Origin of the sequence: Streptomyces sp. SID5469, assembly GCF_009862865.1 — a bacterium.
GTDB classification, from domain to species: domain Bacteria; phylum Actinomycetota; class Actinomycetes; order Streptomycetales; family Streptomycetaceae; genus Streptomyces; species Streptomyces avermitilis.
Genome location: NZ_WWIN01000001.1, coordinates 1,646,371 through 1,672,918, shown reverse-complemented (window position 1 = coordinate 1,672,918; position 26,548 = coordinate 1,646,371). Strand labels below are relative to the sequence as shown.

The window sequence follows — 26,548 nt, the reverse complement described above, 5'->3', positions numbered from 1 at the left end:
CGAAAACAGATCACGGCGACGGGTCGGCCAGGCCCACCAGCGGACAGGCTCAGCTTCCCGGGGCGACGGTTCCGGTGTCGGCGGATGCGCTCAGCAGGCCTACGAACATGGTGTGGCGCAGTGTTTCCACATGGTGCCGGGCGGCCTCGCTCGCCGCGGCGGTGTCCTGACGGCGCAGCGCGTCGAGGAGGTCGCGGTGCTCGCGGTTGGAGGCGCGCAGCGCGTCCACGGGGTAGGGAAGGTAGTAGCGGTAGAGCTCGCGCAGGACCGCGCCGTAGGGGCCGGTGATCGAGGGGACGCCGGTCGCCTCGGCGAGCCGGAGGTGGAAGCGCTCGTCGCAGCCGTGGAACTCCGCCCAGCTGGGCGCGCGGTCCATTTCCTCGACGATTTCCTGGAGCTCGGACAGGTCTTCGCCACTGGCGCGGACCGACGCGAGGTGGGCGATGCCGCACTCCAGGGCCAGCCGGTGGTCGATCAGCCGGTGCACGGCGTCGGTGGCCGTGCGGTAGGTCTCCGTGGTGAGGACCGTGCCCGGGGTGGGGTGGGCGGCGACGAGGGTGCCGCCGTTACGGCCACGGCGGCGTTCCAGTACGCCGTCGCCGCACAGGGAGACCAGGGCGCGGCGAGCGGTGATCTCGCTGACGTCGAGGGCCCGGGCGATCTGTGCGGTGCCGGGCAGGCGCTCGCCGGGGGAGAGCAGGCCCAGGTCGACGGCGAGAGCGATCCGGGCGCGTACCGCTTCCAGGGCGGACAGCCTGCGCACACCGCTGAGTTCGAGGGCGGTGAGGCCGGTGGTCGGGACGTTGTCACTGCCAGGCATGGCGTCACCCTAGCCAGCTCCGCTGGATCATCGCTAAAAAAGCTCGTATTGAGCACTCTTGTTTAACTGCTCATCTTGAACTAGTTTCGCGTCCATGTCCCGCCCCCTGCCCCTCGCTCTCGCCCAGCTCCCCCCGCGGCCCGCACATGCCCCGCTCAGCGGGTTCGCGGCTGAGGCGGAGAGCATTCTCGCCCGGTTCCCGCACACCCGCATGGCGGTCTTCCCCGAGCTGCACCTGTGCGGCGTCGACGCCCTCGGCGCCGAGGCGCACGAGCAGCTGCGGGAGATCGCGGAACCCCTGGACGGACCCCGGGTCAAGGAGCTCGCCGAGCTTGCCGGGGATCTGGGGGTGTGGCTGCTCCCGGGCTCGGTGTGCGAGCGCGGGCCGGCCGGGGAACTGTTCAACACCGCCCTGGCCTTCTCCCCGCAGGGGCGTCTGGCGGCCTGGTACCGCAAGGTGTTCCCCTGGCGGCCGAGCGAGCCCTACGATCCCGGCGACCGGTTCGTGGTCTTCGACGTCCCGGAGGCGGGGCGGATCGGCTTCGCGATCTGCTACGACGCCTGGTTCCCGGAGGTCGCCCGCCATCTGGCGTGGCGCGGCGCCGAGGTCATCGTCAACCCCGTGATGACCACCACCAGCGACCGCGCCCAGGAGGTCGTCCTGGCCCGCGCCAACGCCATCGTCAACCAGGTCCACGTGGTCAGCGTGAACACCGCGGGCCCCCTGGGCAGCGGGCACAGCCTGGTCGTCGACCCCGAGGGCCGGATCCGGGCAGAGGCGCCCGGCGACGGCACCGCCATCCTCACCGACGTGATCGATCTGGACGACGTGACCCGCGTCCGGACCCACGGCACCGCAGGCGTGAACCGCATGTGGGACCAGTTCACCGACACCGACGCGCCCATCGAACTGCCGCTGTACGGCGGCCGTATCGACCCGCGCACCTGGCGTCCCGGAGCCTGACACTCCGGCTCCTCACCCTTCTCCGTCCCGCTCGTACGTCCCCGGAGCCACCCCATGGTCAACCACGCCACCGGCGCGCCCGCTCTCGCGCGCTCCCTCACCCTCAGAGCCGTCACCCTGTTCGGTCTCGCCTACATGACTCCACTGATCGTGCTGGGCACCTTCGGTGTGGTCGCCGCCGACACCGGGGGCGCGGTCCCGACCGCGTACCTGCTCGCCCTGGTCGCCATGCTGTTCACGGCCCACAGCTACGGGAAGATGGCCGCCGCGTATCCCGTCGCCGGCTCCGCCTACACCTACGTCCGCAAGGCGATCGACGGGCGGCTCGGCTTCCTCGTCGGCTGGGTGACCCTGCTCGACTACTTCTTCCTGCCGATGGTCATCTGGCTGATCGGCGGGGCGTATCTCCAGGCGCAGTTCCCCGCTGTGCCGAGCTGGATATGGATCATCGGCTTCATCGCCGTCACCACCGTGCTGAACATCCGGGGCATCAAGACCGCCGAGCGCGTCAACGACCTGCTCATGGTCTTCCAGGTGCTGGTCATCGGCATCTTCGTCGTCCTCTCCCTGCGTCACGTCCTCCACATCGGCGGCGCCGGTGCGCTGGCGAGCGGCGCGCCCTTCGCCAACGGCGCGACCACCGCGGCCGGCATCTCGGCGGGTGCCGCCATCGCCGCGTACTCCTTCCTCGGCTTCGACGCGGTCACCACGCTGACGGAGGAGACGGTCGACCCGAAGCGCACCATGCCGCGCGCCATCCTGCTCACGGCGCTGATCGGCGGCGGCATCTTCGTCCTGGTCGCCTACACCACGCAGCTCGCCCACCCGGGCAGCTCCTTCGACGACCCCAGCTCCGCCGCCTTCGAGATCGCGAAGAGCATCGGCGGCGACCTGTTCTCGTCGGTGTTCCTGGCCGGGCTCGTGGTCGCGCAGTTCGCCTCCGGCATCGCCGCGCAGGCGAGCACCTCACGACTGCTGTACGCGATGGGCCGCGACGGCGCCCTCCCTCGCAAGGTCTTCGCCCGCCTCCACGAGCGCTACCGCACCCCCGCGCTCAACATCGTGCTGACCGGCGCGGTCGGCCTGATCGCCCTGCGCCTGGACGTGGCCACCTCGACGTCCTTCATCAACTTCGGCGCGTTCGTCGCCTTCACCTTCGTCAACGTGTCCGTACTCGCCATGTACATACGGCGTCGGCGCGCCGGGGACACCCTGAATCCGCTGTCGTACGTCGTCGCCCCCGCGATCGGCGCGGTCGTGGACCTCTACCTGCTGTACAACCTCGACGGCAGGGCGCTCACCCTGGGCCTGATCTGGTTGGGCCTCGGCGTGGTGTACCTGGCCTACCTGACCCGGATGTTCCGCGTCCCGCCGCCGGAAATGTCGTTCACACCTGCGGATTCGGACGAGGCCCAGGTCGCGGGGGCCCTGCAGAACACGAAGTGACAGCAGGTCCGGCCGTGGGGCGGCCTCCGGCCATGGAAGACGATCACAGCGGGTACGACTGCGGAGGCTCGGAGACGATGCGCCGGATCGGCTGACTGAACCCTGAGTGCCTTCACAAAGCCTGACTGGCCGGAACCTAAAGGTCTGAACCAGACACGTCAAGTGGTGAAAGGAGACGTCGCCTTGGACCGGGGCAAGCGCTCGGAACCCGAAGCGGCCGCACCAGGGGTCGGATCCCCCGCGTGGCGTTGCGGCCACGGTCCCAGGGGCATTTCCGCCCAGCTGGGCGTTGCCGATGGGCAGGGGATGGATGCTCGGTGCTTTGTGTGACGTCGTCACCGCGGACACCGCGCGCCGCCTCGTTCCTGTGAACTGTGCTGGTTCTGCCTTCAGTTGTTGACGCCGGGCAGGGGCAGGGGTACAAACCCCGTGAGAGAGAGCGCTCTCCCGCCTGCTGTTGCTCCTCCCCCCTCCATGCACGCCGGCTCGGCTTCCGGAGCTCCCCATGCAGACTTCGTCCTGTGCTCCCGCGCGCAGACCATCGACCGGTGCCGCCCGCTCCCGGACGGCTCTCGGCCTGGTCGTCGCCTTGCTCGCAGCCTGCTTCGTCGCCATGACGCCCTCGCCCGCGTGGGCCGCCGACCTGCTGCTGTCGCAGGGGCGGCCCGCCACGGCGTCCTCGACCGAGAGTTCGGCCTTCCCCGCAGCCGCGGCGGTCGACGGGGACCCGGGCACCCGCTGGTCCTCGGCCTTCGCCGATCCCCAGTGGCTCCAGGTGGACCTCGGCTCCGTCCAGCAGATCACCCGCGTCGGCCTGCGCTGGGAAGCCGCCTACGCCACGGCCTACCAGCTCCAGACGTCCACCAACGCGAGCAGCTGGACGACGATCTACTCCACCACCACAGCCGCCGGCGGCACCCAGAGCCTGCCCGTCACCGGCAGTGGCCGCTATGTGCGCATCCTCGCAACGGCGAGGGCCACTCAATACGGCCACTCCCTGTGGGAGTTCGAGGTGTACGGGCCCGGCGGCACCCCTCCGCAGGACGACTTCTGGGGCAGCACCAGCGACATTCCCCCCGCGAACAACGCCGTCCAAGTGAAGATCCTCAACCGCACCAACGGAAAGTACCCCGACAGCCAGGTGTACTGGAGCTTCAACGGCCAGGTCCACTCCATCGCCGAACAGCCCTACCTCGACATGCCGGCGAACTCCGCGGGGCGCATGTACTTCCACCTGGGCACACCCGACAGCCCCTACTACGACTTCATCGAGTTCACGGTCGGCAACAACGTCTTCAACGGCAACACCACCCGGGTCGACGCCTTCGGCCTCAAGCTCGCCGTGCGACTGCACACCAAGGACAACTACGACGTCGAGGTCGGCGAGAACCGGCAGACCTTCGCCGAGGACCGCGCCGCCACCTTCCAGCGCTTCACCGACGCGGTCCCGGCCGAGTTCAAGGTACTGACCCGGACCCAGGGCCCGTACCGGATCATCGCGCCCGGCAGTGACCCGAGCTTCCGCGCGGGCGGCGCCAACGCCAACTACTTCACCTCCTACGCCCAGTCCGTCGGCGTCAACGCGGCCACCTCCGACATCTTCGGCTGCGCCGCCTCCTTGGCCGGCCACCCCGACGTGTGCGCGGCCCTCAACCGGCACGTGGCCACGCTGCCGGCCTCCCAGCAAGCCGATCCGGCCCAGTACTACAAGGCGGCGCCGGCGAACTACTACGCCAAGTTCTGGCACGACAACGCCATCAACCGCCTCGCCTACGGCTTTCCCTACGACGACGTGGCGAGTCAGTCGTCCTTCATCTCGCACAGCAACCCGCAGTGGCTGCTGGTCGCGGTGGGCTGGTAGACGACCGCGTCTCGTCCCAGGCCCGCACGAGGTCGGCCGACCGCTCCCGACCGCGGTGAGTGAAGGTGCGGCCCTGTGTCGGACGGGGCGCGGCCCTGCGTCGCGTGCGCGGGTGAACGGTACCGGCGCACCGGCTGCCTCCTTCGACGCCTCTGCCGCCGGGGGATCCAGCCATGGGTAGGGTGACGGCGTGGACATGCTGCACCTGCGTTACTTCGTCGCCGTCGCCGAGGAACTCAACTTCTCGCAGGCGGCGCGCAAGTTGCACATGGCGGCCTCTCCGCTGAGCCAGCGGATCAAGGATCTGGAACGCGAACTCGGCTACGAGCTCTTCGAGCGCACCACCCACCGGGTCGACCTGACCCCGGCGGGCTCCGCACTGCTGCCGATGGCGCGCGACATCCTGGAGCGGGTCAACGCGATTCCCTGGCGGCTGAGCGAGGCGGTGCGGCCGCGGCTGGACAGGCTGTTCATCGGGATGCCCGCAGGAGTGCATCCGCTGCTGCGGGAGCGGGTCCGGCTGCTGGAGGACGCCTGCCGGGAGGTGTGCGAACTCAAGCGCTGGCCCGGTACGTCGGCGGATCTCGCGGACGCCGTGCACGACGGGAGGCTGGCGATGGCGCTGGTCCGGCTGCCGGTCTCCGATCCCGCGCTGGAGATCATCGAGGTGATGCGGGAGCGGCTGGGTGCCGCGGTGCCGGCCGACCGGTTCGCGGGGCGGGCGTCGGTCACCCTGGACGAGCTGGCCGATCTGTCCTATGTGGCCACGCCGAACGACGCCACCCCGGCCTATTTCGAGGAAATCGACGCCCATCTGAATTCCGTCGGCGTGAAGAAAAGGATCCGCATAAATATGGCGGATTATTCGGGAAGCTCGGAATTGATTTCGTCCGGCATGGCGTTCTCGATGACCATGCTCTCGCCGGAGAGTCCGATGCATCTGTACCGGCTGGACAATGTGGTTGTACTGCCCGTCGAGGACTTCCAACCGGCCCTGGTGACAGGCCTGTTGTTCCGTAGGGACCGAGCGGACGACGGCGGTGACCTGAGTGACGTCGCCGCGCGGGCGCGGCAGATCTTCCACGAGGTCATCTCCGTCTGACCAATTTCTGGGGCCCTTTTCTTGGATCCTTTTCCGGGGGTCCATGGAAAGGGTGTGACCGCTGTGGTCATACCCTTGTTCGTCCATTGATCATTCCCTCTCGGCTCGTTCGCGCATAACGTCGTCGGTGAAAACATTCACCACGAAATTACTGCGTGGAACGGAGCGATGATGGACAGCACGACCGCAGGCGACACCGGTCCGCTCAACGGCGTGCGGGTGATCGATCTGTCGACGGTGGTGATGGGGCCCTACGCGGCGCAGATCCTGGGCGACCTCGGCGCCGACGTCATCAAGATCGAGTCCCCGTCCGACACCGTACGGGTGGGCCCCTACCGCACCACACCCGGCATGACCCCGCTCAACCTCAACGTCAATCGCAACAAGCGCAGCGTGTCGTTGAACCTGAAGGACGACGCCGACCGGGCACGGGCCCTGGAGCTGATCGACAGCGCCGACGTGCTCGTCACCAACATGCGCCCCGGCGCCCTCGCCCGCCTCGGCCTCGCCCACGCCGACGTCGCCGCCCGCAACCCCGGCCTGGTCTACGCCCACGCCCAGGGGTTCCGCAGCGACTCCGACCGGGCCGGCAACGCGGCCTACGACGAGACGGTGCAGGCCGCCTCCGGACTCGTGGACGTGGCCAACCGGGCGCTGGGCACCCCGGCGTATCTGCCGACGATCATCGGCGACAAGGTCTGCGCGCTGACCATCGTCTACACGGTGCTCGCCGCGCTGGTCCACCGCGGCCCCACCGGCGCCGGCCAGTACATCGAGATCCCGATGACCGACACGCTCATCGCCTTCAACCTCGTCGAGCACCTGGCGGGCCATGTCTTCGAGCCGCCGGAGGGTCCCACCGGGTTCCCGCTGTCGATGAAGCGCGGGCACCGCGCGGTGCCCACCAGGGACGGCCTCGCCTGCGTCATCCCGTACAACCCGCAGAACTTCCGGGACTTCTTCCTCGCCGCCGATCGCGCCGACCTCGCCGCGGACCCGCGGGTCAACGGCGAGGCCGTCGCCGATGACGACGTCGACGCGCTGATGGAACTGGTGGGGGAGTGCTCGCCGAGCATGACCACCGAGGAGTGGGCCCGGGTCTGCGCCAAGCACAGCATCCCGATGGCACCCGTGCTCGAGCTCGAGCGAGCCGCCGAGGACCCGTATGTGCGCGGCGGCCGGCTGCTGGATGTGGTGGACCACCCCAGCGAGGGCGCCATCCGCACGGTCGGCATCCCCGTGCGGTTCTCCGCCACCCCGGGATCGGTCCGCCGGCTCGCCCCGCTGCCCGGCCAGCACACCGAAGAGGTCTTCGGCGAGCTCGCCACCGGCCGCTGACTCACCGTCGACCAAGGATTCACACCATGCACAGCACCACCGAGGTGCGGACCGAGACCATCGGTTCGTCCCTGCTCATCACCATCGACCGGCCGAAGGCGCGCAACGCGGTCAACGCCGCCGTAGCCACTCAACTTGCTTTCGCCATAGACCAGTTGGAGGCGGACCCCGCCCTGCGCGCAGCGGTGCTCACCGGCGCCCAGGGCACGTTCAGCGCCGGGATGGACCTCAAGGCCGCGCTGGCCGGTGAATCGCCCGAGATCCCGGGGCGCGGCTTCGGCGGGCTCACCCGGGCGCGGACCACCAAGCCGCTGATCGCGGCCGTCGAGGGCTGGGCGATGGGCGGCGGATTCGAACTGGCCCTGGGCTGCGATCTGATCGTCGCCGCGGACGACGCCAGGTTCGGTCTGCCGGAGGTCGGCCGCGGGCTGATCGCGGCGGGCGGCGGAGTGATCCGGCTGCCCAAGCGCATCCCGTACCACCTGGCGATGGAACTGCTGCTCACCGGCGAGCCGGTCTCCGGCGAACGGGCCGGACAGCTCGGCATCGCCAACCGTGTGGTCGCGGCGGGGGAGACCGTCGCCACCGCACTGCACCTGGCCGAGCGGATCGCGCAGAACGCCCCGCTGGCCCTGGCCGCCGTCAAGAACCTCGTCCGCGCCGCGGACGGCGCGCCCGAGGAGGAGGCGTTCGCCGTACAGGGGCGGCTGATGGCCACTCTCGCGGCCTCCGCCGACGTGCGCGAGGGCATGACCGCCTTCACCGAGCGCCGCTCCCCGGTCTGGCAGGGCCGGTAGAACCCGAGGGAGAACCCACCATGAATCAGCAGGACGTGCCCCGGCACTTCGCGACGCCGCTGGCCAACCCGGCCTATCCGCCGGTCGTGCCGCGGTTCACCAACCGCGAGTACCTCAACATCGTCTACCGCACCGACCACGAGGCCCTGCGCGCGGTGGTGCCGGAACCGTTGGAGATCGACGAACCGCTGGTGCGCTTCGAGGTCATGCGGATGGGCGACGTCAGCGGGTACGGCCCGTACACCGAGTCGGGCCAGGCGATCCCGGTCACCTACCAGGGGGAGCGGGGCGAGTACCTGCACGCCATGTACCTGGACAACCTTCCGGCCATCACCTCCGGCCGCGAGGCCAGTGCCTACCCCAAGACCGCCGGCTCGCCCGGCCTCTACGCCGAACACGGCGCGCTGGTCGGCGTCCTCGACGTCGGCACGCTCCGGGTGGCGACCGCCACCATGGGCTACAAGCACTACGAGTTGTCGGTCGAGGAGGCCGTGGCCCAGGTCGGTGTGCCGACCTACATGCTCAAGCTGGTCCCCGGCTTCGACGGGGCGCCGCAGGTCGCGCAGTTGGTGCGCAACGAGATCACCGACATCACGGTGAAGGGTGCCTGGACCGGCCCCGCCCGGCTTCAGCTGTTCCAGCACGTGCTGGCGCCGCTGGCCGATCTGCCGGTGCGCGAGGTCATCTCCGCCAGCCACATCCTCACCGATCTGACCCTCGCGCCGGTCAAGCCGGTCCACGACTACCTGGCCCACCCCGCGTACCCCACGCGGTGAGCGCGGCCACGGTCACGGACGCAGAAAGAAGACATGTGATGACCAAGCCATTCACCGCCGCCGCGGTGGTCGGCGCCGGGACGATCGGACTGTCCTGGGCCGCGCTCTTCGCGGGGCACGGCATACGGGTACGGATCACCGACCCGCGACCGGACCTGGCCGAGGCGGTCGCCGAGGCACTCGACCAGGCGGCCGGGCAGCTGGCCGCCCAGGGCCTGGACGTGCACGGCCTCGCCGAGCGGGTGCTGATCGCCGACGACCTCGCCGACGCGGTGCGCGACGCCGACGTCGTCCAGGAGAACGGCCCCGAGAACGCCGCCTTCAAGCGGGAACTGTTCACCGACCTGGTCGGTACCGCCCCCGCGCACGCGCTGTTGCTCAGCTCCTCCTCGGCGATCCCCGCCACGGCGTTCACGGACACCATCGAGGACGCCGGCCGGATCCTGATCGGCCACCCCTTCAACCCGCCGCACCTGGTGCCGCTGGTGGAGGTGGTGCCCGGCGAGCGCACCTCGGAGGAGAGCGTGGCGCGGGCCGTGGAGTTCTACCGCTTCGTCGGCCGGGTCCCGGTCGTGGAACGCAAGGAGATCCCCGGGTTCGTCGGCAACCGCCTCCAGAACGCCCTCAGCCGGGAGGCGATCTACCTCGTCGAGCAGGGCGTCGTCAGCCCGGCGGAACTGGACACCGTGATGGTGAACTCGCTCGGCCTGCGCTGGGCCACGGTGGGCCCGTTCCTCGGCGCGCACCTCGGCGGCGGCCCCGGCGGCTACCGGCACATGGCCGAGCACATCGGCGTGTCGATGCAGAAGATGTGGGACTCGCTCGGCCGCCCCGAGCAGAGCCCCGAACACGTCGAACGGCTGGTCGAGGCCGTCGAGAACGCCTACGGCTCCCGCTCCTACGCCGACCTCAGCCAGGAGCGCGACGCCCGGCAGATCGCCGTGCTGTCCGCCCGGGACAGCGCCACCCACCTGGAGAAGGAGACCCGGTCATGACCGCCCTGCTGCCCGAGAAGACATCCGTCGACGAGCGGTTGGCCGCCGACTTCTACGACATCGAGTCGCTGCTGCCGCCGCATGAGCGCGAACTGCTGACGCACGCCCGGGCGTTCATGCGCACCGAGGTCAAGCCGCTGGTCAACGAGTACTGGGCGAAGGGCGAGTTCCCCCGCGAGCTCATCGGCAAGTTCCGCGACCTCGGACTCGCGGGCGTTCCCTACGAGGGGTACGGCGACCCGCTGCCGGCCGGGAGCAATCTGCTGGTCGGCATGCTGTCGATGGAGTACACCCGCACCGACGCCTCCAGTGCCACGTTCTTCGGCGTACACAGCGGCCTGGCGATGTACAGCATCTACCGCGGCGGCGACCAGGAGCAGCGAGACCGCTGGCTGCCCTCGATGGCCGCGCTGGACACCATCGGCGCCTTCGCGATGACCGAACCCCTCGGCGGCTCCGACGTGGCCGGCGGCATGCGGACCACGGCTCGCCGGGACGGGGAGAACTGGGTGCTCAACGGCGCCAAGCGGTGGATCGGCAACGCGACGTTCGCCGATCTGGTGGTGGTCTGGGCCCGCGACGAGGCGGACGGCAAGGTCAAGGGCTTCGTGGTGGAGAAGGGCACCCCGGGCTTCTCCCCGGTGAAGATCGAGAACAAGATCGCGTTCAGGATCGTGGAGAACGCCGAGATCACCCTGACCGACGTCAAGGTGCCCGAGGCCAACCGCCTCCAGCGCATCGACTCCTTCCGCGACGTGGCGGAGATCCTCCGCGCCACCCGCAGCGGGGTCGCCTGGCAGGCCCTCGGCGTGATGCTCGGCGCCTACGAGCTGGCGCTGGGCTACGCCAAGGAGCGCAAGCAGTTCGGCCGCCCGATCGCACGGTTCCAGATGGTGCAGGACCTGTTGGTCAAGAGCCTCGGCAACATCACCGCCTGCTGGGGCATGCTGGTCCAGCTCGCGCGACTCCAGGACGCCGGTGTCTTCCGCGACGAGCACTCCTCGCTGGCGAAGGCGTTCGTCACCTCGCGGATGCGCGAAGTGGTGGCGTGGTGCCGGGAGATCTTCGGCGGCAACGGGATCGTGCTCGACTACGACATCGCCCGGTTCTTCGCCGACGCGGAGGCGATCTACTCCTTCGAAGGCACCCGTGAGATGAACACGCTCATCGTCGGCAAGGCGGTCACCGGCGAGAGCGCCTTCGTCTGACCGCGGTCCCCGACGACCCGCGCCGACCCGGAGCACATCGCTCGCCGCCGGCGCGGGGCAGGGCCTCTTGCCCGACCTCCCACCACAGCCCCACCGACCCCCGCGCCGGCCCCGAGTGCAACCGTGCCTCGGCGCCGGCGCGGTCCATTGCGGGTGTCCTGCCGGGTTCTTGGGCGCCGGGTGTGCTTGTGGCGTCCCGCCCCGCTCTCGTGCGCCGGCACCATCGTGGCCCTCCCGCCCCCGGCCTCGTGCGCCGCGCACAAGGACCGGCCCGAGCGTCGTCGCCCGCGCCCATGGGCCGGGGGCACCGCCGATTCGTACCGTCTCTCCTCACGTACCGGACATCCGTCCCGCCTCGGGACGCGCACCCCGTCCGTCCGACGTCCGCCGACGTACTTCGAGGAGCCGACATGCACAGTGCGGAACTGCCAGATCTGCGGGCCCGACAGGACGCGGACGGTGCCTGTATAGCTGACGACGCGGCAGATCTGGACAACGCGGCGTTCGCCCGGCGGGTGCGCCGGGCGGCGTCGGCCCTGCGGGCGCGGGGCGTCGGACGCGGCGACGTGGTGGCGCTGCTGCTGCCCAACACGGCGGACTTCGTCGTCGCGCTCTTCGCCGCCTGGCGGCTCGGCGCCGCTGTCACCCCGGTCAACCCGGCACTCACCGAGAGCGAGGTGCGGTACCAACTCGGCGACGCGGGAGCCGCGGTGGCCGTCACCGCCGGACCGTCACCGCTCGCCGGGGCGCTGCCCGTGGCCGAGCTGAGCACCGGCCCCGAGGACACGACCGCCCCGGAGACGGACGCGGGCGCGCTCGCCCTGCTGATCTACACCAGCGGCAGCACCGGGCGCCCCAAGGGTGTGATGCTCGACCACGCCAACCTCGCCGCCATGGCGGAGATGATGACCGGCACCGCCCGGCTGACCGAGACCGACCACAGCCTGCTGATCCTGCCGCTGTTCCACGTCAACGGGATCGTGGTCGGCGTGTTGTCCCCGCTGCTGGCCGGCGGCCGGGTCACGGTGGCCGGGCGGTTCCGGGCGGAGACCTTCTTCGACCTGGTCGCCACGGTCCGCCCGACCTGCTTCTCCGCGGTCCCGGCGATCTACTCGATGCTCGCCGAACTGCCGGACCACGTACGGCCCGACACCTCGTCGGTACGGTTCGCCGCCTGCGGGGCGGCGCCGATGCCGGCCGCGCTCATCGAGCGGTTCGAGCGCCGCTACGACATCCCGGTCCTGGAGGGCTACGGCCTCTCCGAGGGGACCTGCGCCTCCACCACCAACCCGCTGTACGGCCGGCGCAAGCCCGGGACGGTCGGACTGCCGTTGCCCGGACAGCAGGTCGCCGTCATGGACCCGCAGGGCCGGATCGCCCCAGCGGGGGCGACCGGTGAGGTGGTGGTACGCGGTCCCAACGTGATGCGCGGCTATCTGGGCCGCCCGGAGGAGACCGCCCGCACCGTGATCGACGGCTGGCTGCACACGGGCGATGTCGGCCGCTTCGACGAGGACGGCTATCTGGTGCTGGTCGACCGCATCAAGGACCTGATCATCCGGGGCGGCGAGAACATCTACCCCAAGGAGATCGAGACCGTCCTCGGCGACCACCCCGAGGTGCTGGAAGCCGCCGTCGTGGGCGCCGCCGAACCGCGGCTCGGCGAGGTACCGGTGGCCTTCGTGGCGCTGCGCCCGGGCGCGTCGGCCACCACGGCCGACCTGCTCGACCACTGCCGGGCGCGGCTGGCCGAGTTCAAAGTGCCGACGGGGATCACCCTCGTCGGCCGGCTCCCCAGGAACCCCGTCGGCAAGACGGACAAGCCCGCGCTCCGGTCCGGGACCACCGCCCTCACCACGGCCGGCTGAACGGACACGGAGACAGTCATGGGATTCCTCGCACCGAACATGGCGGACGTCGACATCCGGCAGTGGCGCACCCGCCCGTACCAGCAACGCATCAGGCCGCTCGCCGAGCACTGGGCCGGGCACGGCTTCGGTACCCCCGGCATCGTGCACCTGCTGTACCTGGTGAAGATCACGGCGTACGCGCTCGGCGGCATCGCGGTCGTCTCCCTGACCCCCGGCGTCGGCGGCATCGCGCACTTCGGCTCATGGTGGGCCGAGCCGCTCGTCTACCAGAAACTCGTCGTCTGGACGCTGTTGTACGAGGTTCTGGGCCTCGGCTGCGGCTCCGGCCCGCTCAGCTCACACTTCCTGCCGCCGGTCGGCGCCTTCCTGCACTGGCTGCGCCCCGGCACCGTACGGCTGCCACCGTGGCCGGACAGGATCCCGTTCACCTCGGGGACCCGGCGGACGGCGGCCGATGTGACCCTGTACGCGGCGGTGCTGGGGGCGGCCGGGTGGCTGCTGTGCGCACCGGGCGGCCCGGGGGCGGCCGGCGTGGCGGCTCCGTGGCGCGTCGCCGTGCTCGCCGCGGCACTCGCGCTGCTCGGGCTGCGCGACAAGACCGTCTTCCTCGCCGCTCGCGCCGAGCACTACGGACTGACACTGCTGGTCTTCCTCTTCCCGGCGGCCGACATGACCGCCGCACTGAAGCTGATCATGCTCGCCCTGTGGTGGGGCGCCGCCACCTCCAAGCTCAACCGCCACTTCCCGTTCGTGGTGGCGGTGATGATCAGCAACAGTCCGCTGCGTCCCGCCTGGCTCAAGCGCCGGCTGTACCGGCACTACCCCGACGATCTGCGGCCGTCCGGCCTGGCCGCCGCGGCCGCGCACGGCGGCACGGTCATCGAGTACGTGGTGCCGCTGGTCCTGGTGCTCTCGCACGGCGGGACCGTCACCACCGTCGCGCTGGCCGTGATGGTCGTCTTCCACCTGCACATCATGTCGACCTTCCCGATGGGCGTGCCGCTGGAGTGGAACGTCTTCTTCATCTACTCGGCGCTCGTCCTCTTCGGCCACGACGCCGCGGTCGGTGCCTTCGCGCTGCACTCCCCGGCGCTGGCCGCGGTGTTGGTGCTGAGCCTGGTCATGGTCCCGGTGCTCGGCCATGTCCGCCCCGACCTGGTGTCGTTCCTCCCTTCGATGCGCTACTACGCCGGCAACTGGGCCACCGGCCTGTGGTGTTTCCGCAAGGGCACCGAGCACCGGCTCAACGAGCACATCGTCAAGGCGTCCGGTCTGCCCGTCGACCAGCTCACCCGCCTGTACGGCGCCGACACCGCCGAGCTCGTGCTGCACCAGGGGCTGGCCTGGCGCGCCATGCACAGCCACGGCCGCGCGCTGGTCGGGCTGCTGCCGCGAGCCGTGGACGACGTGGAGTCCTACGATGTACGCGAGGGCGAGATGGTGGCGGGAGCGGTCCTCGGCTGGAACTTCGGCGACGGCCATCTGCACAACGAGCAGCTGGTGGCCGCCGTGCAGCAGCGGTGCGGCTTCGCGCCGGGCGAGCTGCGCGTCGTCCTGCTCGAGTCGCAGCCGACGCACCGCTCGCGCCAGCACTACCGCATCGTGGACGCGGCGAGCGGCCTGATCGAGGAGGGCTATGTGAACGTGCGGGACATGGTGGTCCGGCAGCCCTGGCTCGACGACGACACGCCCGCGATCCCCGTCGAGCCCATCGAGGCACCGCGACCGGTGACCGAGGCGGCGGCCGCACATGAGTGACGCGATCGTGGTGGGGGCCGGGCCGAACGGGCTGGCCGCCGCCGTCGCCCTGGCGCGGCGGGGCCTGAAGGTGACGGTCCTGGAGGCCGCCGACGAGATCGGCGGCGGCACCCGGACCAGCGAACTGACCGTTCCCGGGCTGCTGCACGACCACTGCTCCGCCGTGCACCCGCTGGGCGTCGGCTCGCCGTTCCTGCGGACCCTCGGCCTGGAGCGGTACGGCGTCACCTGGGCGTGGCCCGACGTCGACCTGGCCCATCCACTGGACGGCGGGCGGGCCGGGGTGCTGGTCCGTTCCATGGAGCGGACCGTGCGCGGACTCGGCCCGGACGGCCCGGCCTGGGAGCGGCTGTTCGCCCCGCTGGCCGAGGACTTCGACGCACTCACCGAGGATCTGCTGCGTCCGGTCCCCCATCTGCCCGCCCACCCGGTGGAGCTGGCCCGCTTCGGGCTCCGGGCGCTCCAGCCGGCCACGACGGTGGCCCGGCGCTGGCGCGGTGCGGAGGCCAGGGCGCTGTTCGCGGGGGCGGCGGCGCACCTGATGCATCCACTGACGGGGCCCACCAGTTCCGCGGTGGGGCTGATGCTCGTCGGCGCCGCCCACCGCTTCGGCTGGCCGGTCGCCCGCGGCGGGTCGCGCACCATCACCGATGCGCTGGCCGCACTGCTCGCCCAGCTCGGCGGGACCATCGAGACGGGGGTGCGGGTGGACTCCCTGGACCAACTCGCCGCCGCCCGGATCGTCATGCTCGACACCGCGCCCGGCGCGGCGGCACGGATCTGCGGCGACCGGCTGCCCGGCCGGGTGCGCAGCGCCTACGAGGGCTGGCGGCACGGCCCGGCCGCGTTCAAGGTGGACCTCGCCGTCCAGGACGGCATCCCCTGGACCCATGAGGCATGCCGCCGCGCGGGCACCGTGCACCTGGGCGGCACCCTGGAAGAGGTCGTCCGCACCGAGGCGCAGACCGCAGGGGGGCGGATGCCCGAGCGCCCGTTCGTCCTGGTCGGCCAGCAGTACCTCGCCGACCCCAGCCGCTCCCGCGGCGACGTCCACCCGATCTGGGCGTACGCGCACGTCCCGCACGGCTATCCCGGTGACGCCACCGAGGCGGTCCTGCGGCAGATCGAGCGGTTCGCACCGGGCTTCAGGGACCGGATCGTGGGGATCGCGGCGCGCTCGACCGCCGAACTGGCCCGCTCCAACACGAACTTCGTCGGCGGCGACATCGTCGGCGGTGCCAACACCGCACGGCAGGTCGCGCTGCGCCCCCGCGTGGCCCTCGACCCCTACAGCACCGGCATCCCCGGCGTCTACCTGTGCTCGGCGGCCACCCCGCCCGGCGCCGGGGTGCATGGCATGTGCGGTGCGAACGCCGCCCGATCCGCGCTGCGGTACCTCGACCGGTGAACGGCCCCGCGCAGCGGCCGGCGGACGGGGCGCCGGACCCGGCCGTCCTCGCGGCCCAGGTGATGCAGGCGCACCGGGACGAGTTCATCGCCAAGCTGGTCGCCACCACGGAGGCGGAGATCTCCCAGCTGGAACACGACGAACCGCTGCGCGGACTGCTGGAAGCCAGCATCACCGAGAACATCGTCACCTCCCTGCACGTCGTCATCAACCGCATCGATCCGGGGACCGTCGACGCCCCCGCCTCGGCCGTCTCGTACGCCCGCCGCCTCGCCCAGCGAGACGTCCCGCTCTCGGCCCTGCTGCGCGCCTACCGCCTCGGCCATGCGCAGAGCCTGGATCTGGTCCTCGGCGAGGCGGTCCGACTGAACCTGCCGGACATCGCCGGCACCCTCATCACCCTGGTCAGCCTCAGCTCGGCCTATGTGGACCGGGTCTGCGACCAGATCGCCCGCGTCTACGAGGAGGAGCGCGAACGCTGGGTGGGCACCCGCGGTGTACTGCGCCGGCACTGGGTCACTCAGCTCCTCGACAATCCCAGGGTGGATCAGCGGCAGGCCGAGGCCGCCCTCGGCTACCGGTTGTCCGGCAGCCATCTGGGCGTGGAGGGCTGGCTCGACGGCACCGCGGCGACCACCGACCCCACCGCCGTTTTCGACCGGCTGGCCTCGCTGCTGCACACCGTGCTGCGCGCCCACGGCCGCCCCCTGCTGATCCACACCGACGAGGCCGGCGTCCGGATCTGGCTTGCCGTCAGGCCCGACTGCCCGGTGGACGCCGACACGGTGGCCGCCGAACTGGCCGACGCCGCGCTGCCGGTGCGGGTCGCCCTCGGCAGCGTCCGCCCGGGACTCGACGGTTTCCGTCGCAGCACGCGTGCCGCCGCCCGTGCGAAGGCCCTCGCCCTCTCCGCGGGACCCACCGCGCCCCGGGCGGTCGCCTTCGCCCGCGTCGCTCCCGTCGCCCTCCTGGTCGACGAGCCCCGCGAACTGGCCGACTTCGTCTCCGACACCCTCGGCGACCTCGCCGTCGACGATCCCCGCAACGAAGTCCTCCGCGAGACGCTCCGCGTCTTCCTCGCCACCAACCGCAGCTACGCCGCCACCGCGGACCACTTGACGGTCCACCGCAACACCGTCCACTACCGCGTCCAGCGCGCCGTCGACCACTACCGACTCGACCTCGACGCCAACGCCTTCGACCTCCACTTCGCCCTCAACGTCTGCCGCTGGCACGGCGGGAAGGTCCTGCGACCCAAGGGAAAATGACGCAACGGGACGGGGGACGGCAGGTCCGGTGACGCGTCGCCCCCTGGTGTCGTCCGGCCAGACGTCGGGGGCGCAGCCGCGCATGCCCTCGTCGATGCGTCGGCCCGCGTCCACGGCGCCGGCGGCCTGGCGCCCCGCGCAGGTCCGCTCCCGCGTCGCAGGGCGGCAGGGACGTCACGGTTCCTCGTGAACGGGTGCGGGTGTGGCTTGCGGGTGCCCGGGAGCCAGCAGCGTAGGAGGGCGCCGCGGGCCCGTGCGGTGAGAGCGCAACAAGGACAGGGCGACGGCCAGGGCGAGCAGAGCGGCACAGATGAGCATGGCGTGGGCGAAAGCCGCACGGGGCGCACCCGCCGCCCCGGCCACGCCGCGCAGATAGCTCCCGGAGACCGCGCTCAGGGCCACCGCCGCGGCGATGCGCTGGGCCATCTGGAGAATGCCGCCCGCCACGCCCGCGGCCTCGGCCGGGGCGTGCTGGAGCACTTGGGCCTGGTTGGGTGAGACGGTGAGGCCCGAGGCGGCACCGGAGCACAACTGAACGGCGGCGAGCACCCACGGGAGCGCGGTGCGCGATGCGATGACGGCGCCCGCGGCCGCCGCGAGCAGCGCGAGGATCCCCAGGGCGAGTCCCAGCGTGACCGTGTGCGGCCCAAGGCGGCGGACCGTGCGCCACGCCACCGCCGACGCGCCCCCCATGGCCAGCGCCGCCGGGAGAGTGACCAGTGCCGCGGCCGGAGCGGAAAGCCCGAGACCGCTCTGCAGGAACATGGTCAGGACGAGCGTCGCGGCCAGCGAGGACCCGAAGCTCGCCATCGCAACGGCCGTCCCGAGCGTGTACGGAAGCGAGCGGGCGAGCGACGGATGCACCAGCGGCGCCCGCCCCGCCCGTACGCGCAGTCGCTGCCCCAGAACGAAGCAGGCGGTCAGGACGACTGCGGCGCCGGCCCACAGCGCCGCCTCGCCGCCGCTGCTCGGTGTGCTGATGAAGGGCAGCATCAGCGTCAACGTCAGCGCACCCACCCACAGCAGCCCCCACCAGTCGAGCCGACTTCGTCCGTCGGGCCGCCGCGCCCGCGGAAGCCAAAGGGCCGCGAGCCAGAGAGTGATCACTCCGCAGGGTGTGCTCAGGAGCAGACACAGCCGCCACCCGAGCTCCGGGCCGAAGGCCGCGACGAGCGTGCCGCCGAGCGCCGGTCCCAGTGCCGCGGCGAGCCCGCCGGTGACGGCGTACAGGCCTAGCGCGCGAGCCCGGTCCTGGCCGGTGAAGACATCTTGAAGGGTGCCGATGACCTGGGAGTTGACGAGGCCGGCCCCGGCGCCCTGCATCAGCCGTGCGGCGATCACCATCTCCGGCCGCACACCGGTGGCGGCGATCACGCCGAAGAGAACGAAGACCGACAGGCCCACCAGGAACAGGCCTTTGCGCCCGTGCACATCGCCGAGGCTGCCACCGGGCACGAGCATGAGACCGAACGTCAGCGAGTATCCGGCGACGATCCATTGCACATCGGTGGAACCCGCCTCCAGTGACTGACGCAGCGCCGGTACCGCGATGTTGAGGACCGACTGGTCGAGCAGGGTCGTGACCCCGGCCGCCATGCACACCATCAACACCCGCCGGGCGGCGTGACCTTCTCCCGGGAGCATGCGCACATGGTCACACCGCCCGACGGCGCGTGTCCCCGGCCACGGCTTCCTGTTCGCAGAACGGAAACACCGCGTTCGCAGGTGATGGCTCCGCGCGCCGGCCCGTCGGATTTTCATGCGGCCGCAACGGTCCGTCCCGCGCCCGCCTGCTGGACATGGTGAGGTGAGCACTCCAGTGCTGCACCGCAGACTGCATGTGGATCTGGCGCGCGTCGACGCCGCCACGTGTCCGCGCTCCTGACGTCGCGCTCACTCGTCCGGATACGAGGCGACCGTTCGCGCGTTGCCAGGCTCATCGCATCCGCGCCACGCAGCGACACGCTCGTGGACGTCACACCTCCTCGGCGGAGCACGGCAGCGCGCCGAGAGCGAGGAAGCCGGGCGCGGAGGTGTCTTCGCCGGGCATGCCGGCTCCTCTTTCTGGTCGCTCTGGTCGCTCTGGTCGCTCTGGTCGCTCTGGTCGGGGTGCCGGGCGCATGACCCCGCACGGTAACCGGGGGCGGTGCCCCGGTGTCCTAGGAGGAGGCATCCGAGAGCGGCCTTCCGGCAGGGGGAGGCTTCGGCGCGGCGGCTGCCCGGTGCCGCACCCTGTCGACCAGGTGCGAGCCGGCGTCGCCGGTGAACCACTCGGCGTGGTCGACCAGGTACGCGTACGCGAGCCGCGTATTCTCCGCGGACCCGGTGATGCCGTGGAAGTAGCCCATCTCGGACAGCGCGAACTCCGCGTGCACCAGAGGGAGCAGCTCGGGCAGTGCCGCCGACTCGGACACGGTGAGTGGCCGAACGGACTGGTAGCCGTCCAGGAGCGCGTCGACGTCCTGCTCGCGCACCGGAAAGCCTGGTTGCAGCCATTGGACGGCGTTGCGTTCGATCGCCGTGGCCAGGTCGTGGACGGCGGTCGTGCGGTCGCTCATCCCGAAGTCGAGCACGGTGGAGACCTCTCCGGAGGCGTCCCACAACAGGTTCGAGGCATGCCAGTCGTTGTGGGTCCAGAGAGGCTCCAGAAGGGGCAGATGCGGGGCCAAGCGCTCGAAGAGGGGCAGCAGGACACGGCGGGTGTCCGCACGCCACGGATGGTCCGCCAGCGCCCCGGCCAGGGCGGGCCGCTCGGCCACGTACCGCTCCAGGGCTGTACCGGGGTCGTCCGCGGCGAAGATCGTGAACGAGGCCACCAGCGGCTGCGGAATCCGGCGGGGCGCCTCGAATCCGTCCGCGGCCAGATGGAGCCGGGCGAGCGCCGCGCCCGCGGCCCGTGCGTGTGTGCTGGACCGGAACGGCGACCAGGACAGATCGTCCCGGTACAGATCCGTGCCCAGGCCGGCCGAGTGGACCTCGTACACCCACTCCTGCCGTGTCGCGACGTCCAGCACCTCCACCACCGGAGCCCCGCGTTCGCGCAGATGCCGCAGGAAGGCATGCTCCTCCGCGAGGCCTTCGGGCGTCCGCACGCTCAGGTGATGCCGCTTGACGAACAGGCGGCGTCCCCCGCGTTCGACGACAGCGGCCGCCGACAGCGGGCGCGGGCTGCGCCACACCACCCGCGACGGTCCCACGACATCCGCCACCTCGGCCTCGGTCAGCGGGGGCCAGTCGGGCTCGACCGGTTCGGTTCCCATGCCGTGCGCAAGATGTGAACTCACGTCGCGCTCACCGCTGTTGTCATGGCGGTCGTGACCGCCGCTGTCACCGCGGTCGGGCCGCGCAGAGCGTCCAGGACACGTCTTTCGGTCGCCGCGAACTCCGGTTCGGCGAGGGCGTCCAGGCCGCGCGGACCGGAGCGCGGCACCTCGACGCGCTCGACGACGGTGGCCGGCCGGGGCGAGAGCACATGCACGGTGTCGGCCAGCAGCACGGCCTCGCGGATGTCGTGCGTGACCAGGACGACGGTCCAGCGATAGCGCTGCCACATGTCGGCCAGCCACAGCTGCATCTCGGTGCGGGTGAGTGAGTCGAGCGCGCCGAACGGCTCGTCGAGCAGCAGCACGGGCCGTTCCAGGACGACGGTGCGCAGCAGGGCCGCGCGCTGCCGCATACCGCCGCTGAGCTGGAAGGGGTAGGAGGACTGGAAGCCGTCCAGGCCGAAGGCCTCGAAGAGCTCGCCCGCCCGGCGCCGCGCCTCCTTCTTCCGTACGCCCTGCGCCTCGAGTCCCAGCGCGGTGTTGTCGAGCACGGTGCGCCAGGGGAACAGCAGGTCCTTCTGCGGCATGTACGCGACCTTGCCGGAGGCCACCGACGCCGGGGCGCCGTCGACGAGGATCTCGCCGGAGGTGGGGGTGTCCAGCCCTGAGATCAGGTTGAAGAGGGTGCTCTTACCGCTGCCGCTCGGACCGATGACGGCCGCGAACTCGCCCGGCCGCACGCTGAGTTCGAGCTCGCGCAGCACTTCGAGCGTGCCGAACGCCTTGCCCGCTCCGCGCACTTCGAGACTCATGACGTGCCCTCCTTCACCAGCGCCCGCTCCCACGGCAGCACGAGCCGCTGGAGCAGACAGGTCGCCCCGAACAGGGCGATGCTCAGCAGCGCGGTCACGGTGACCGCCGCGAACACCAGGTCCGTGCGGAACGCGCTCTTCTGCGCCTGCATATAGATCCCGAGGCCCTTCTCCGCGCCCGCGTACTCGGCGAAGACGGCGCCGACGACGGCGTACGTGATGCTCACGCGCAGCCCGGTGAAGAAGTGCGGCAGCGCGCTCGGGACGCGGACCAGACGGAAGGCGCGCAGCCGGCCCGTGCCCAGCGAGCGCAGCAGCCGCATCGCGTCGCGGTCGGTGGCGGCGAAGCCCGCCGCCAGGTTCGCCGCGAGCGGGAAGAACGTCGTCAGCGTCACCACCAGCATCTTCGGCAGCAGTCCGAAGCCGAACCAGATGATCAGCAGCGGCGCGACGGCGACGATCGGGATGGTCTGCGAGGCCACCAGGAGCGGATACAGGCCCCGCCGGGCCACGGCGGAGAAGTCCAGCACCACGGCCACCAGCCAGGCGGCGGCGAAGGAGAGCGCGAAGCCGAGCAGGGTCTCCTGGAGGGTGGGCAGGGTCTGGTCCCACAGATCGGTACGGTTTGACCACCCCTCGGACAGCACGCGACCGGGGCCGGGCAGCACCGTCGGGTCGACACCGGCGGCACTCACGTACCACTGCCAGCCGGTCACGAGCACGACGAGGACGAGGAGCGGCGGCCAGACGGCACGCAGGACCGCCCTCACTTCGTGTCCGGGAGGTACGCGTCGGTGAAGTAGGTGGAGGCGTCGGGGGCCTTGGTGAGCTTCTTGCCGTTCTTGTCCGTCAGCAGCCCGGCCCTGAACTCGAAGTCGGCGAAGTCCTGCCAGCGCTCGGCGGTCTGGGTGCCGATCGTGCCGTCGGCGGCGCGGTAGTACTCCTTGGCGAGCAACGTCTCGCTCTTCTTGACCAGTTCGGTGTTGGTGAGCGTGCTCTTGTTCGCCGCGATGAGGAGGTCGGCGGCCCGGCCGGGATGGCCGGCGGCGTACTCGTACCCCTTGTCGACCACGGCCAGGAACTTCTTGGCGACTTCGGGGTTCTGCTTCAGGTACTGCCCGGAGGAGGCGACGAGCGTCGAGTAGATGGCCGGGAAGCCGTGGTCGGCGAGCTGGAAGTCCTTGAGGGGCTTGCCCGTCAGCTTCGCCTCCAGGCCCTCCCAGGTCGGCATCGGCATCGCGAAGTCCGCCTTGCCCGCGTACAGCGCCGCGTACGCCGAGGTGTTCAGCGTGACCTGCTTGAAGTCGCCCTTGCCGCCGTCCTCCTGGATGACCTTCTGGAGCAGGGCCTTCTCGTACGGGGCGCCGAAGCCGGCGTACGTCTTGCCGTCCAGGTCCTTGGGGGACTTGATGTCGTCACGGTCGGCGCGCACGGAGACCGTGACGTTCGTCTTCTGTGTGACGGCGTACACGGAGGTGATGTCCTGGCCCGCGGAGCGCGCGGTGGTGACGCCCTCCTGGTACGAGATTCCGAAGTCCGCCTTGTGGTTCGCGACGAGCGTCTCGGGTGCGGTCGAGCCGTACGGCACGATCCGCAGGTCGATCCCGGCGTCCTTGAACCACCCCTTCTGCTGGGCGACGTAGATGCCGGTGTGGTTGGTGTTGGGCGTCCAGTCCAGGGCCAGGGTGACCTGGGTGGTGCCGTTCTTCGTCGCGGCGGAGGTGGAGTCCTGGGCTGCGCAGCCGGTCGCGGTGAGGGCGGCGGCGGTGGCCAGGGCGAGCAGGGCGGTCGTACGGGGTCTCATGGGGATCCTCGGAGGGGGTAGGGCGGCGATGAAGGCGTGGCAGTGCTCCTCACGCCCGACACAGCGCGCTGTTGACCCGCATGAGGTCGACGGCCATACGCCTCGTCAGTTCCCGTGCCTGGCAGGTCATGTGCTGACCGCCGGGGCGGTGGTTTCGAGCAGTTCGTTCGTGTAGGACGACGCCCAGTCGCGGGCGTGCGCGATGGCGCCGTGCCGGGCGAGCCAGTCGGCGTACGGGCCCATGCGGGTCTCGTCGATGACGCCCCAGCGTGCGTCGGCGCCGGTCCAGGTCGGGGCGACGAGGGCCAGGGAGCGGGCGATCAGGGGGCGGGAGAAGTACGGAATCACCCGCTCCAACAGCGCTTGCGCGCGGTCCTGTTCGGCGGCCGCGGCGGCGTAGCCGCGGGCGGTGGCGGACAGGAAGGCGCGTATCAGGCCGGGCTCGGTGTCGGCGAAGGCCTCGCTCGTGCCGAGGAGGTAGCTGTGGTAGCGGGGTGCGCCGATCTCGTCGACCGGCCAGGTCAGCCGGTGCTCTTCGGGCAGATCGCCGCGCAGGGCGTCCCAGGACCAGTAGTTGCCGAAGGTGGCGTCGGCCTCGCCGGCCGCTATGTCGTCGACGGTGAGTTCGCGGTAGCCCGAATCGACGGTGATCACCGCGTCCGGGTCGCCGCCGTCGGTCGCGACCAGGTGCCGGACCATGGCGCGGCCGCGGGGCGTCGGGTTGTAGGCGAGGCGGCGCCCGGCGAGGTCGCGAGGGCGCGTGATGCCGGTGGAGCGGGCGGTCTGTACCGCCTCCAGGGCGCGGTGGTTGACGGCGGCGACGGCGAGCAGGGGCTGGGCGTGGGCGGCCCGGCGCGCGAGGAGGCGATTGGGCGGGAAGAGGCCGAGGTCCACCTCGCCGCGGGCCAGGTACTCAAGGGTGTCGCCACGTCCCGGGTCCTGGACGGCGAGTTCCACGTCGAGGCCGGCCTCGCGGTACCAGCCGCGCTCCCGGGCGACGTACAAACCGGCCGAATTCGGCCAAGGGTGGAAGTAGTCGAGCATGACTCGGACGTGCGACATCGAGAGACAACTCCGCGGAGGGCACTCAGGCGCGTGGGCCTGGTGAAGAAGGAAAGGGAGGAAAGAGAGAACGGGAGGAGGGAGGAGTCCGGTCCGGGTCAACAACAGGAGCGGGGCGCCGCGGCGGAGGCCGGGGGACACTGCTGCTCGACTGCCGAAGACATGCGGTACTCCTACGCGGGCACTATGGCTCAAGTGATGCGGTCGGCGTTCCCATGGGGACCGGTCGGCTCGCGCCGACTTGGATCCCAGACGCCCTCTCAGCCCAATCGGGTAGGGGCTCCCGCGTAGATGGCCGAAACCATAACCCCAGGCAACCGATGCTGCGCAAACGGCTTCCAGAATGTGGGACACCCTTGCCCAGTGGGCGAGATATCGCAGTTCAGGGGCGGCCTCTATCCGCCGCCGGGTTAGCATCCCGGCCATGACCGACGCCCTGCTTTCCGGACCGCTCGTCGACGACGCCTGGCTCGCGGCCCACCTCGACGACCCCCGACTGGTCGTCCTCGACGCCACCGCGCTGCTGCCGTCGCCCCGCCACGACGGCGACCACCGGTCCGGCAGCGGCCACGCCCAGTGGGCCGAGCGCCACATCCCGGGCTCCCGCCACGCCGACCTCACGGGTGACCTGTCCGACCACGAGGCGCCGTACCACTTCGCGGTCCCGTCTCCGAGGGCGCTGGCCGACGCTCTCCAGCGGCTCGGTGTGCGCGACGGCTCCGAGGTCGTCGCGTACGACAGCGGCGGCGGCATCTGGGCGGCCCGGCTGTGGTGGATGCTGCGGTCGATCTCCGTACCGGCGGCGGTACTTGACGGAGGGTGGGCCGTCTGGGAGGAGGGCGGGCACCCGGTCGCCCACGGCGACGAGACGGGTGCCGTGCGGGTCTCGCGGCCGCTCACGCCGGTACCTCGTCCCGATGTGTGGACCGGTATCGACGAGGTGGCCGCCATCAGTCGAGGTGAGCGTCCCGGCACACTGGTGTGCGCCCTGCCGCCCGGCGGCTTCGACGGCTCTGCCGCCACGCGCTACAGCCGCCGGGGCCACATTCCCGGCAGCCTCAGCCTCCCGGGACGCGGTCTGCTCGATGCCACCGGGCGACTCCTGCCCCGCTCCGAACTCGCCCGGCGCACCGGCGCAGTTCTCCAGGACGCCGAGTCGCCCGTCGTCCTCTACTGCGGTGGTGGCATCTCGGCCGCCGGCACCGCACTCGCCCTGACGCTGCTCGGCCGTGAGGACATCAGCCTGTACGACGGTTCGCTGGAAGAGTGGTCCGGGGACCTGTCCAGGCCGATCAGGCTGGGTCATCAGCTGGGTGATCAGCGGCTGGGTGATCAGCGGTGATGGGAGTGCGGACGGAGCCGGAGCAGTCCTGACGGCACGCGGGCCGACGCGTGCATCGCCCGGTGCGGACATTGGTCCCTGATATCGGGGCACACGCGATGGCATGCAGGGAAACCAGACATCGGTGATGACCGCCGTGCACGGCCGGTTGCCCGGGTCACGGGCCGGCGCCTCACCGCGGCGGGCCGAGGGCAGGCACCGGCGTTCCGGACGGCGAGGGGGCCGGTGGCATCGCAGGCTGCTCGCCTATCGCGATGTCGAGCTGGTGCAGTGCCCCGCGCCTGACGGCCGGGGTGAGGACTGTCTGCTGCTGGTGCACATCCGCAAGGTGGTCGGCCGGGTGACGTATCAGGCGTGTGACGAGTGCGCCGAGGGCGTGATCACCGATGTGGTCCTCGATGGGCCGTTCCGCGACAGCGGGCTGGGCACGAGGGCGCTGCTGCATCTGCGCTCCCGGCATCCCGGTGTCACCTGGCGCACCACGCTCGACCATCGCCTCACGCGTGGTCTGCTGCGCCGGATGCGCATCCCCAGGACAGTCGTTGACGGAAGTTGTTCCCACGTGCGCGCTGCTGTCGTTGCCCAGGCCGCCGGCGGCTGAGCGGAGACGCGCTCCGCGGCGGAGAGCGGGCTCTTGCACGGGGCCAGTGCGG

At 71.1% G+C, this 26,548-nt stretch carries 22 protein-coding genes; 15 read left to right on the top strand and 7 right to left on the bottom strand.

The window, feature by feature from the left end; all coding sequences use genetic code 11:
* Nucleotides 1-49 precede the first annotated feature (49 nt).
* Entirely contained in the window at nucleotides 50-820 is a 771-nt protein-coding gene (locus GTY58_RS07210) for an FCD domain-containing protein (RefSeq protein ID WP_010982794.1), read from the bottom strand.
* Between the two features lie 94 nt (nucleotides 821-914).
* Between GTY58_RS07210 and GTY58_RS07205 the strand changes: the two genes are divergently transcribed.
* From GTY58_RS07205 to GTY58_RS07145, 13 genes are all read left to right on the top strand, one after another.
* Nucleotides 915-1,784 carry a carbon-nitrogen hydrolase family protein gene (locus tag GTY58_RS07205; RefSeq protein ID WP_010982793.1) on the top strand — a complete coding sequence of 290 codons (870 nt, stop codon included), beginning with the start codon at nucleotides 915-917 and terminating at the stop codon, nucleotides 1,782-1,784.
* Between the two features lie 54 nt (nucleotides 1,785-1,838).
* Nucleotides 1,839-3,230, top strand: a complete 1,392-nt coding sequence (locus GTY58_RS07200; RefSeq protein WP_010982792.1) for an APC family permease — start codon at nucleotides 1,839-1,841, stop codon at nucleotides 3,228-3,230.
* 505 nt (nucleotides 3,231-3,735) lie between these two features.
* Entirely contained in the window at nucleotides 3,736-5,091 is a 1,356-nt protein-coding gene (locus tag GTY58_RS07195; RefSeq protein WP_037646050.1) for a beta-1,3-glucanase family protein, read from the top strand.
* A gap of 196 nt (nucleotides 5,092-5,287) precedes the next feature.
* Nucleotides 5,288-6,193, top strand: a complete 906-nt coding sequence (locus GTY58_RS07190) for a LysR family transcriptional regulator (protein ID WP_202497732.1) — start codon at nucleotides 5,288-5,290, stop codon at nucleotides 6,191-6,193.
* 171 nt (nucleotides 6,194-6,364) lie between these two features.
* Entirely contained in the window at nucleotides 6,365-7,531 is a 1,167-nt protein-coding gene (locus GTY58_RS07185) for a CoA transferase (protein WP_107083090.1), read from the top strand.
* Nucleotides 7,532-7,557: 26 nt separating this feature from the next.
* On the top strand, nucleotides 7,558-8,328 hold the full coding sequence (locus tag GTY58_RS07180) for a crotonase/enoyl-CoA hydratase family protein (RefSeq protein ID WP_010982788.1): 771 nt from the start codon (nucleotides 7,558-7,560) through the stop codon (nucleotides 8,326-8,328).
* 20 nt (nucleotides 8,329-8,348) lie between these two features.
* On the top strand, nucleotides 8,349-9,104 hold the full coding sequence (locus GTY58_RS07175; RefSeq protein WP_010982787.1) for an acetoacetate decarboxylase: 756 nt from the start codon (nucleotides 8,349-8,351) through the stop codon (nucleotides 9,102-9,104).
* Nucleotides 9,101-10,099 (top strand): 3-hydroxyacyl-CoA dehydrogenase NAD-binding domain-containing protein, encoded by a 999-nt coding sequence (locus GTY58_RS07170; protein ID WP_242432193.1) that lies wholly within the window; start codon nucleotides 9,101-9,103, stop codon nucleotides 10,097-10,099. Before GTY58_RS07175 ends, GTY58_RS07170 begins: the two co-directional genes overlap by 4 nt.
* Nucleotides 10,096-11,307 carry an acyl-CoA dehydrogenase family protein gene (locus GTY58_RS07165; protein ID WP_010982785.1) on the top strand — a complete coding sequence of 404 codons (1,212 nt, stop codon included), beginning with the start codon at nucleotides 10,096-10,098 and terminating at the stop codon, nucleotides 11,305-11,307. The genes GTY58_RS07170 and GTY58_RS07165 overlap by 4 nt, the downstream gene beginning before the upstream one ends.
* 410 nt (nucleotides 11,308-11,717) lie before the next feature.
* Complete coding sequence (locus GTY58_RS07160) at nucleotides 11,718-13,175, top strand: AMP-binding protein (protein WP_010982784.1); 1,458 nt, start codon at nucleotides 11,718-11,720, stop codon at nucleotides 13,173-13,175.
* Between the two features lie 18 nt (nucleotides 13,176-13,193).
* Nucleotides 13,194-14,936, top strand: coding sequence for a DUF3556 domain-containing protein (locus GTY58_RS07155; RefSeq protein ID WP_010982783.1), 1,743 nt, complete (start codon nucleotides 13,194-13,196; stop codon nucleotides 14,934-14,936).
* Entirely contained in the window at nucleotides 14,929-16,344 is a 1,416-nt protein-coding gene (locus GTY58_RS07150) for an NAD(P)/FAD-dependent oxidoreductase (protein ID WP_010982782.1), read from the top strand. The genes GTY58_RS07155 and GTY58_RS07150 overlap by 8 nt, the downstream gene beginning before the upstream one ends.
* Entirely contained in the window at nucleotides 16,341-17,612 is a 1,272-nt protein-coding gene (locus GTY58_RS07145) for a helix-turn-helix domain-containing protein (RefSeq protein ID WP_048894368.1), read from the top strand. The genes GTY58_RS07150 and GTY58_RS07145 overlap by 4 nt, the downstream gene beginning before the upstream one ends.
* Nucleotides 17,613-17,786: 174 nt before the next feature.
* Here the strand turns inward: GTY58_RS07145 and GTY58_RS07140 are convergent, their stop codons facing one another.
* The 6 genes from GTY58_RS07140 to GTY58_RS07115 all read right to left on the bottom strand — a co-directional run bounded on the left by GTY58_RS07140 (nucleotide 17,787) and on the right by GTY58_RS07115 (nucleotide 24,553).
* Nucleotides 17,787-19,256: an MFS transporter gene (locus GTY58_RS07140; RefSeq protein WP_010982780.1), complete on the bottom strand. Its 1,470-nt coding sequence runs from the start codon at nucleotides 19,254-19,256 to the stop codon at nucleotides 17,787-17,789.
* Nucleotides 19,257-19,771: 515 nt separating this feature from the next.
* Complete coding sequence (locus GTY58_RS07135) at nucleotides 19,772-20,872, bottom strand: aminoglycoside phosphotransferase family protein (RefSeq protein WP_202497308.1); 1,101 nt, start codon at nucleotides 20,870-20,872, stop codon at nucleotides 19,772-19,774.
* A gap of 20 nt (nucleotides 20,873-20,892) precedes the next feature.
* Nucleotides 20,893-21,687: an ABC transporter ATP-binding protein gene (locus GTY58_RS07130; RefSeq protein ID WP_042492815.1), complete on the bottom strand. Its 795-nt coding sequence runs from the start codon at nucleotides 21,685-21,687 to the stop codon at nucleotides 20,893-20,895.
* Nucleotides 21,684-22,457, bottom strand: coding sequence for an ABC transporter permease (locus GTY58_RS07125; protein WP_010982777.1), 774 nt, complete (start codon nucleotides 22,455-22,457; stop codon nucleotides 21,684-21,686). Before GTY58_RS07125 ends, GTY58_RS07130 begins: the two co-directional genes overlap by 4 nt.
* Nucleotides 22,454-23,491 (bottom strand): ABC transporter substrate-binding protein, encoded by a 1,038-nt coding sequence (locus GTY58_RS07120; protein WP_010982776.1) that lies wholly within the window; start codon nucleotides 23,489-23,491, stop codon nucleotides 22,454-22,456. Before GTY58_RS07120 ends, GTY58_RS07125 begins: the two co-directional genes overlap by 4 nt.
* A 126-nt stretch (nucleotides 23,492-23,617) precedes the next feature.
* A complete protein-coding gene (locus tag GTY58_RS07115) occupies nucleotides 23,618-24,553 on the bottom strand; it encodes an ABC transporter substrate-binding protein (RefSeq protein ID WP_010982775.1) in 936 nt (311 codons plus the stop codon).
* A gap of 424 nt (nucleotides 24,554-24,977) precedes the next feature.
* Here GTY58_RS07115 and GTY58_RS07110 point away from each other — a divergent pair, with 424 nt between their 5' ends.
* Nucleotides 24,978-25,895: a rhodanese-like domain-containing protein gene (locus GTY58_RS07110; protein WP_037646051.1), complete on the top strand. Its 918-nt coding sequence runs from the start codon at nucleotides 24,978-24,980 to the stop codon at nucleotides 25,893-25,895.
* Nucleotides 25,896-26,022: 127 nt separating this feature from the next.
* Nucleotides 26,023-26,496 (top strand): hypothetical protein, encoded by a 474-nt coding sequence (locus tag GTY58_RS07105; RefSeq protein ID WP_237528729.1) that lies wholly within the window; start codon nucleotides 26,023-26,025, stop codon nucleotides 26,494-26,496.
* Nucleotides 26,497-26,548 lie beyond the last annotated feature (52 nt).

Coding starts and splice junctions, on each gene's coding strand:
- GTY58_RS07195 (WP_037646050.1), top strand. CDS start 3,736: ATGCAGACTTCGTCCTGTGCTCCCGCGCGCAGACCATCGACCGGTGCC.
- GTY58_RS07150 (WP_010982782.1), top strand. CDS start 14,929: ATGAGTGACGCGATCGTGGTGGGGGCCGGGCCGAACGGGCTGGCCGCC.
- GTY58_RS07130 (WP_042492815.1), bottom strand. CDS start 21,687: ATGAGTCTCGAAGTGCGCGGAGCGGGCAAGGCGTTCGGCACGCTCGAA.
- GTY58_RS07160 (WP_010982784.1), top strand. CDS start 11,718: ATGCACAGTGCGGAACTGCCAGATCTGCGGGCCCGACAGGACGCGGAC.
- GTY58_RS07135 (WP_202497308.1), bottom strand. CDS start 20,872: ATGGGAACCGAACCGGTCGAGCCCGACTGGCCCCCGCTGACCGAGGCC.
- GTY58_RS07105 (WP_237528729.1), top strand. CDS start 26,023: ATGACCGCCGTGCACGGCCGGTTGCCCGGGTCACGGGCCGGCGCCTCA.
- GTY58_RS07180 (WP_010982788.1), top strand. CDS start 7,558: ATGCACAGCACCACCGAGGTGCGGACCGAGACCATCGGTTCGTCCCTG.
- GTY58_RS07140 (WP_010982780.1), bottom strand. CDS start 19,256: ATGCTCCCGGGAGAAGGTCACGCCGCCCGGCGGGTGTTGATGGTGTGC.
- GTY58_RS07155 (WP_010982783.1), top strand. CDS start 13,194: ATGGGATTCCTCGCACCGAACATGGCGGACGTCGACATCCGGCAGTGG.
- GTY58_RS07200 (WP_010982792.1), top strand. CDS start 1,839: ATGGTCAACCACGCCACCGGCGCGCCCGCTCTCGCGCGCTCCCTCACC.
- GTY58_RS07210 (WP_010982794.1), bottom strand. CDS start 820: ATGCCTGGCAGTGACAACGTCCCGACCACCGGCCTCACCGCCCTCGAA.
- GTY58_RS07115 (WP_010982775.1), bottom strand. CDS start 24,553: ATGTCGCACGTCCGAGTCATGCTCGACTACTTCCACCCTTGGCCGAAT.
- GTY58_RS07175 (WP_010982787.1), top strand. CDS start 8,349: ATGAATCAGCAGGACGTGCCCCGGCACTTCGCGACGCCGCTGGCCAAC.
- GTY58_RS07205 (WP_010982793.1), top strand. CDS start 915: ATGTCCCGCCCCCTGCCCCTCGCTCTCGCCCAGCTCCCCCCGCGGCCC.
- GTY58_RS07190 (WP_202497732.1), top strand. CDS start 5,288: ATGCTGCACCTGCGTTACTTCGTCGCCGTCGCCGAGGAACTCAACTTC.
- GTY58_RS07165 (WP_010982785.1), top strand. CDS start 10,096: ATGACCGCCCTGCTGCCCGAGAAGACATCCGTCGACGAGCGGTTGGCC.
- GTY58_RS07185 (WP_107083090.1), top strand. CDS start 6,365: ATGGACAGCACGACCGCAGGCGACACCGGTCCGCTCAACGGCGTGCGG.
- GTY58_RS07110 (WP_037646051.1), top strand. CDS start 24,978: ATGACCGACGCCCTGCTTTCCGGACCGCTCGTCGACGACGCCTGGCTC.
- GTY58_RS07120 (WP_010982776.1), bottom strand. CDS start 23,491: ATGAGACCCCGTACGACCGCCCTGCTCGCCCTGGCCACCGCCGCCGCC.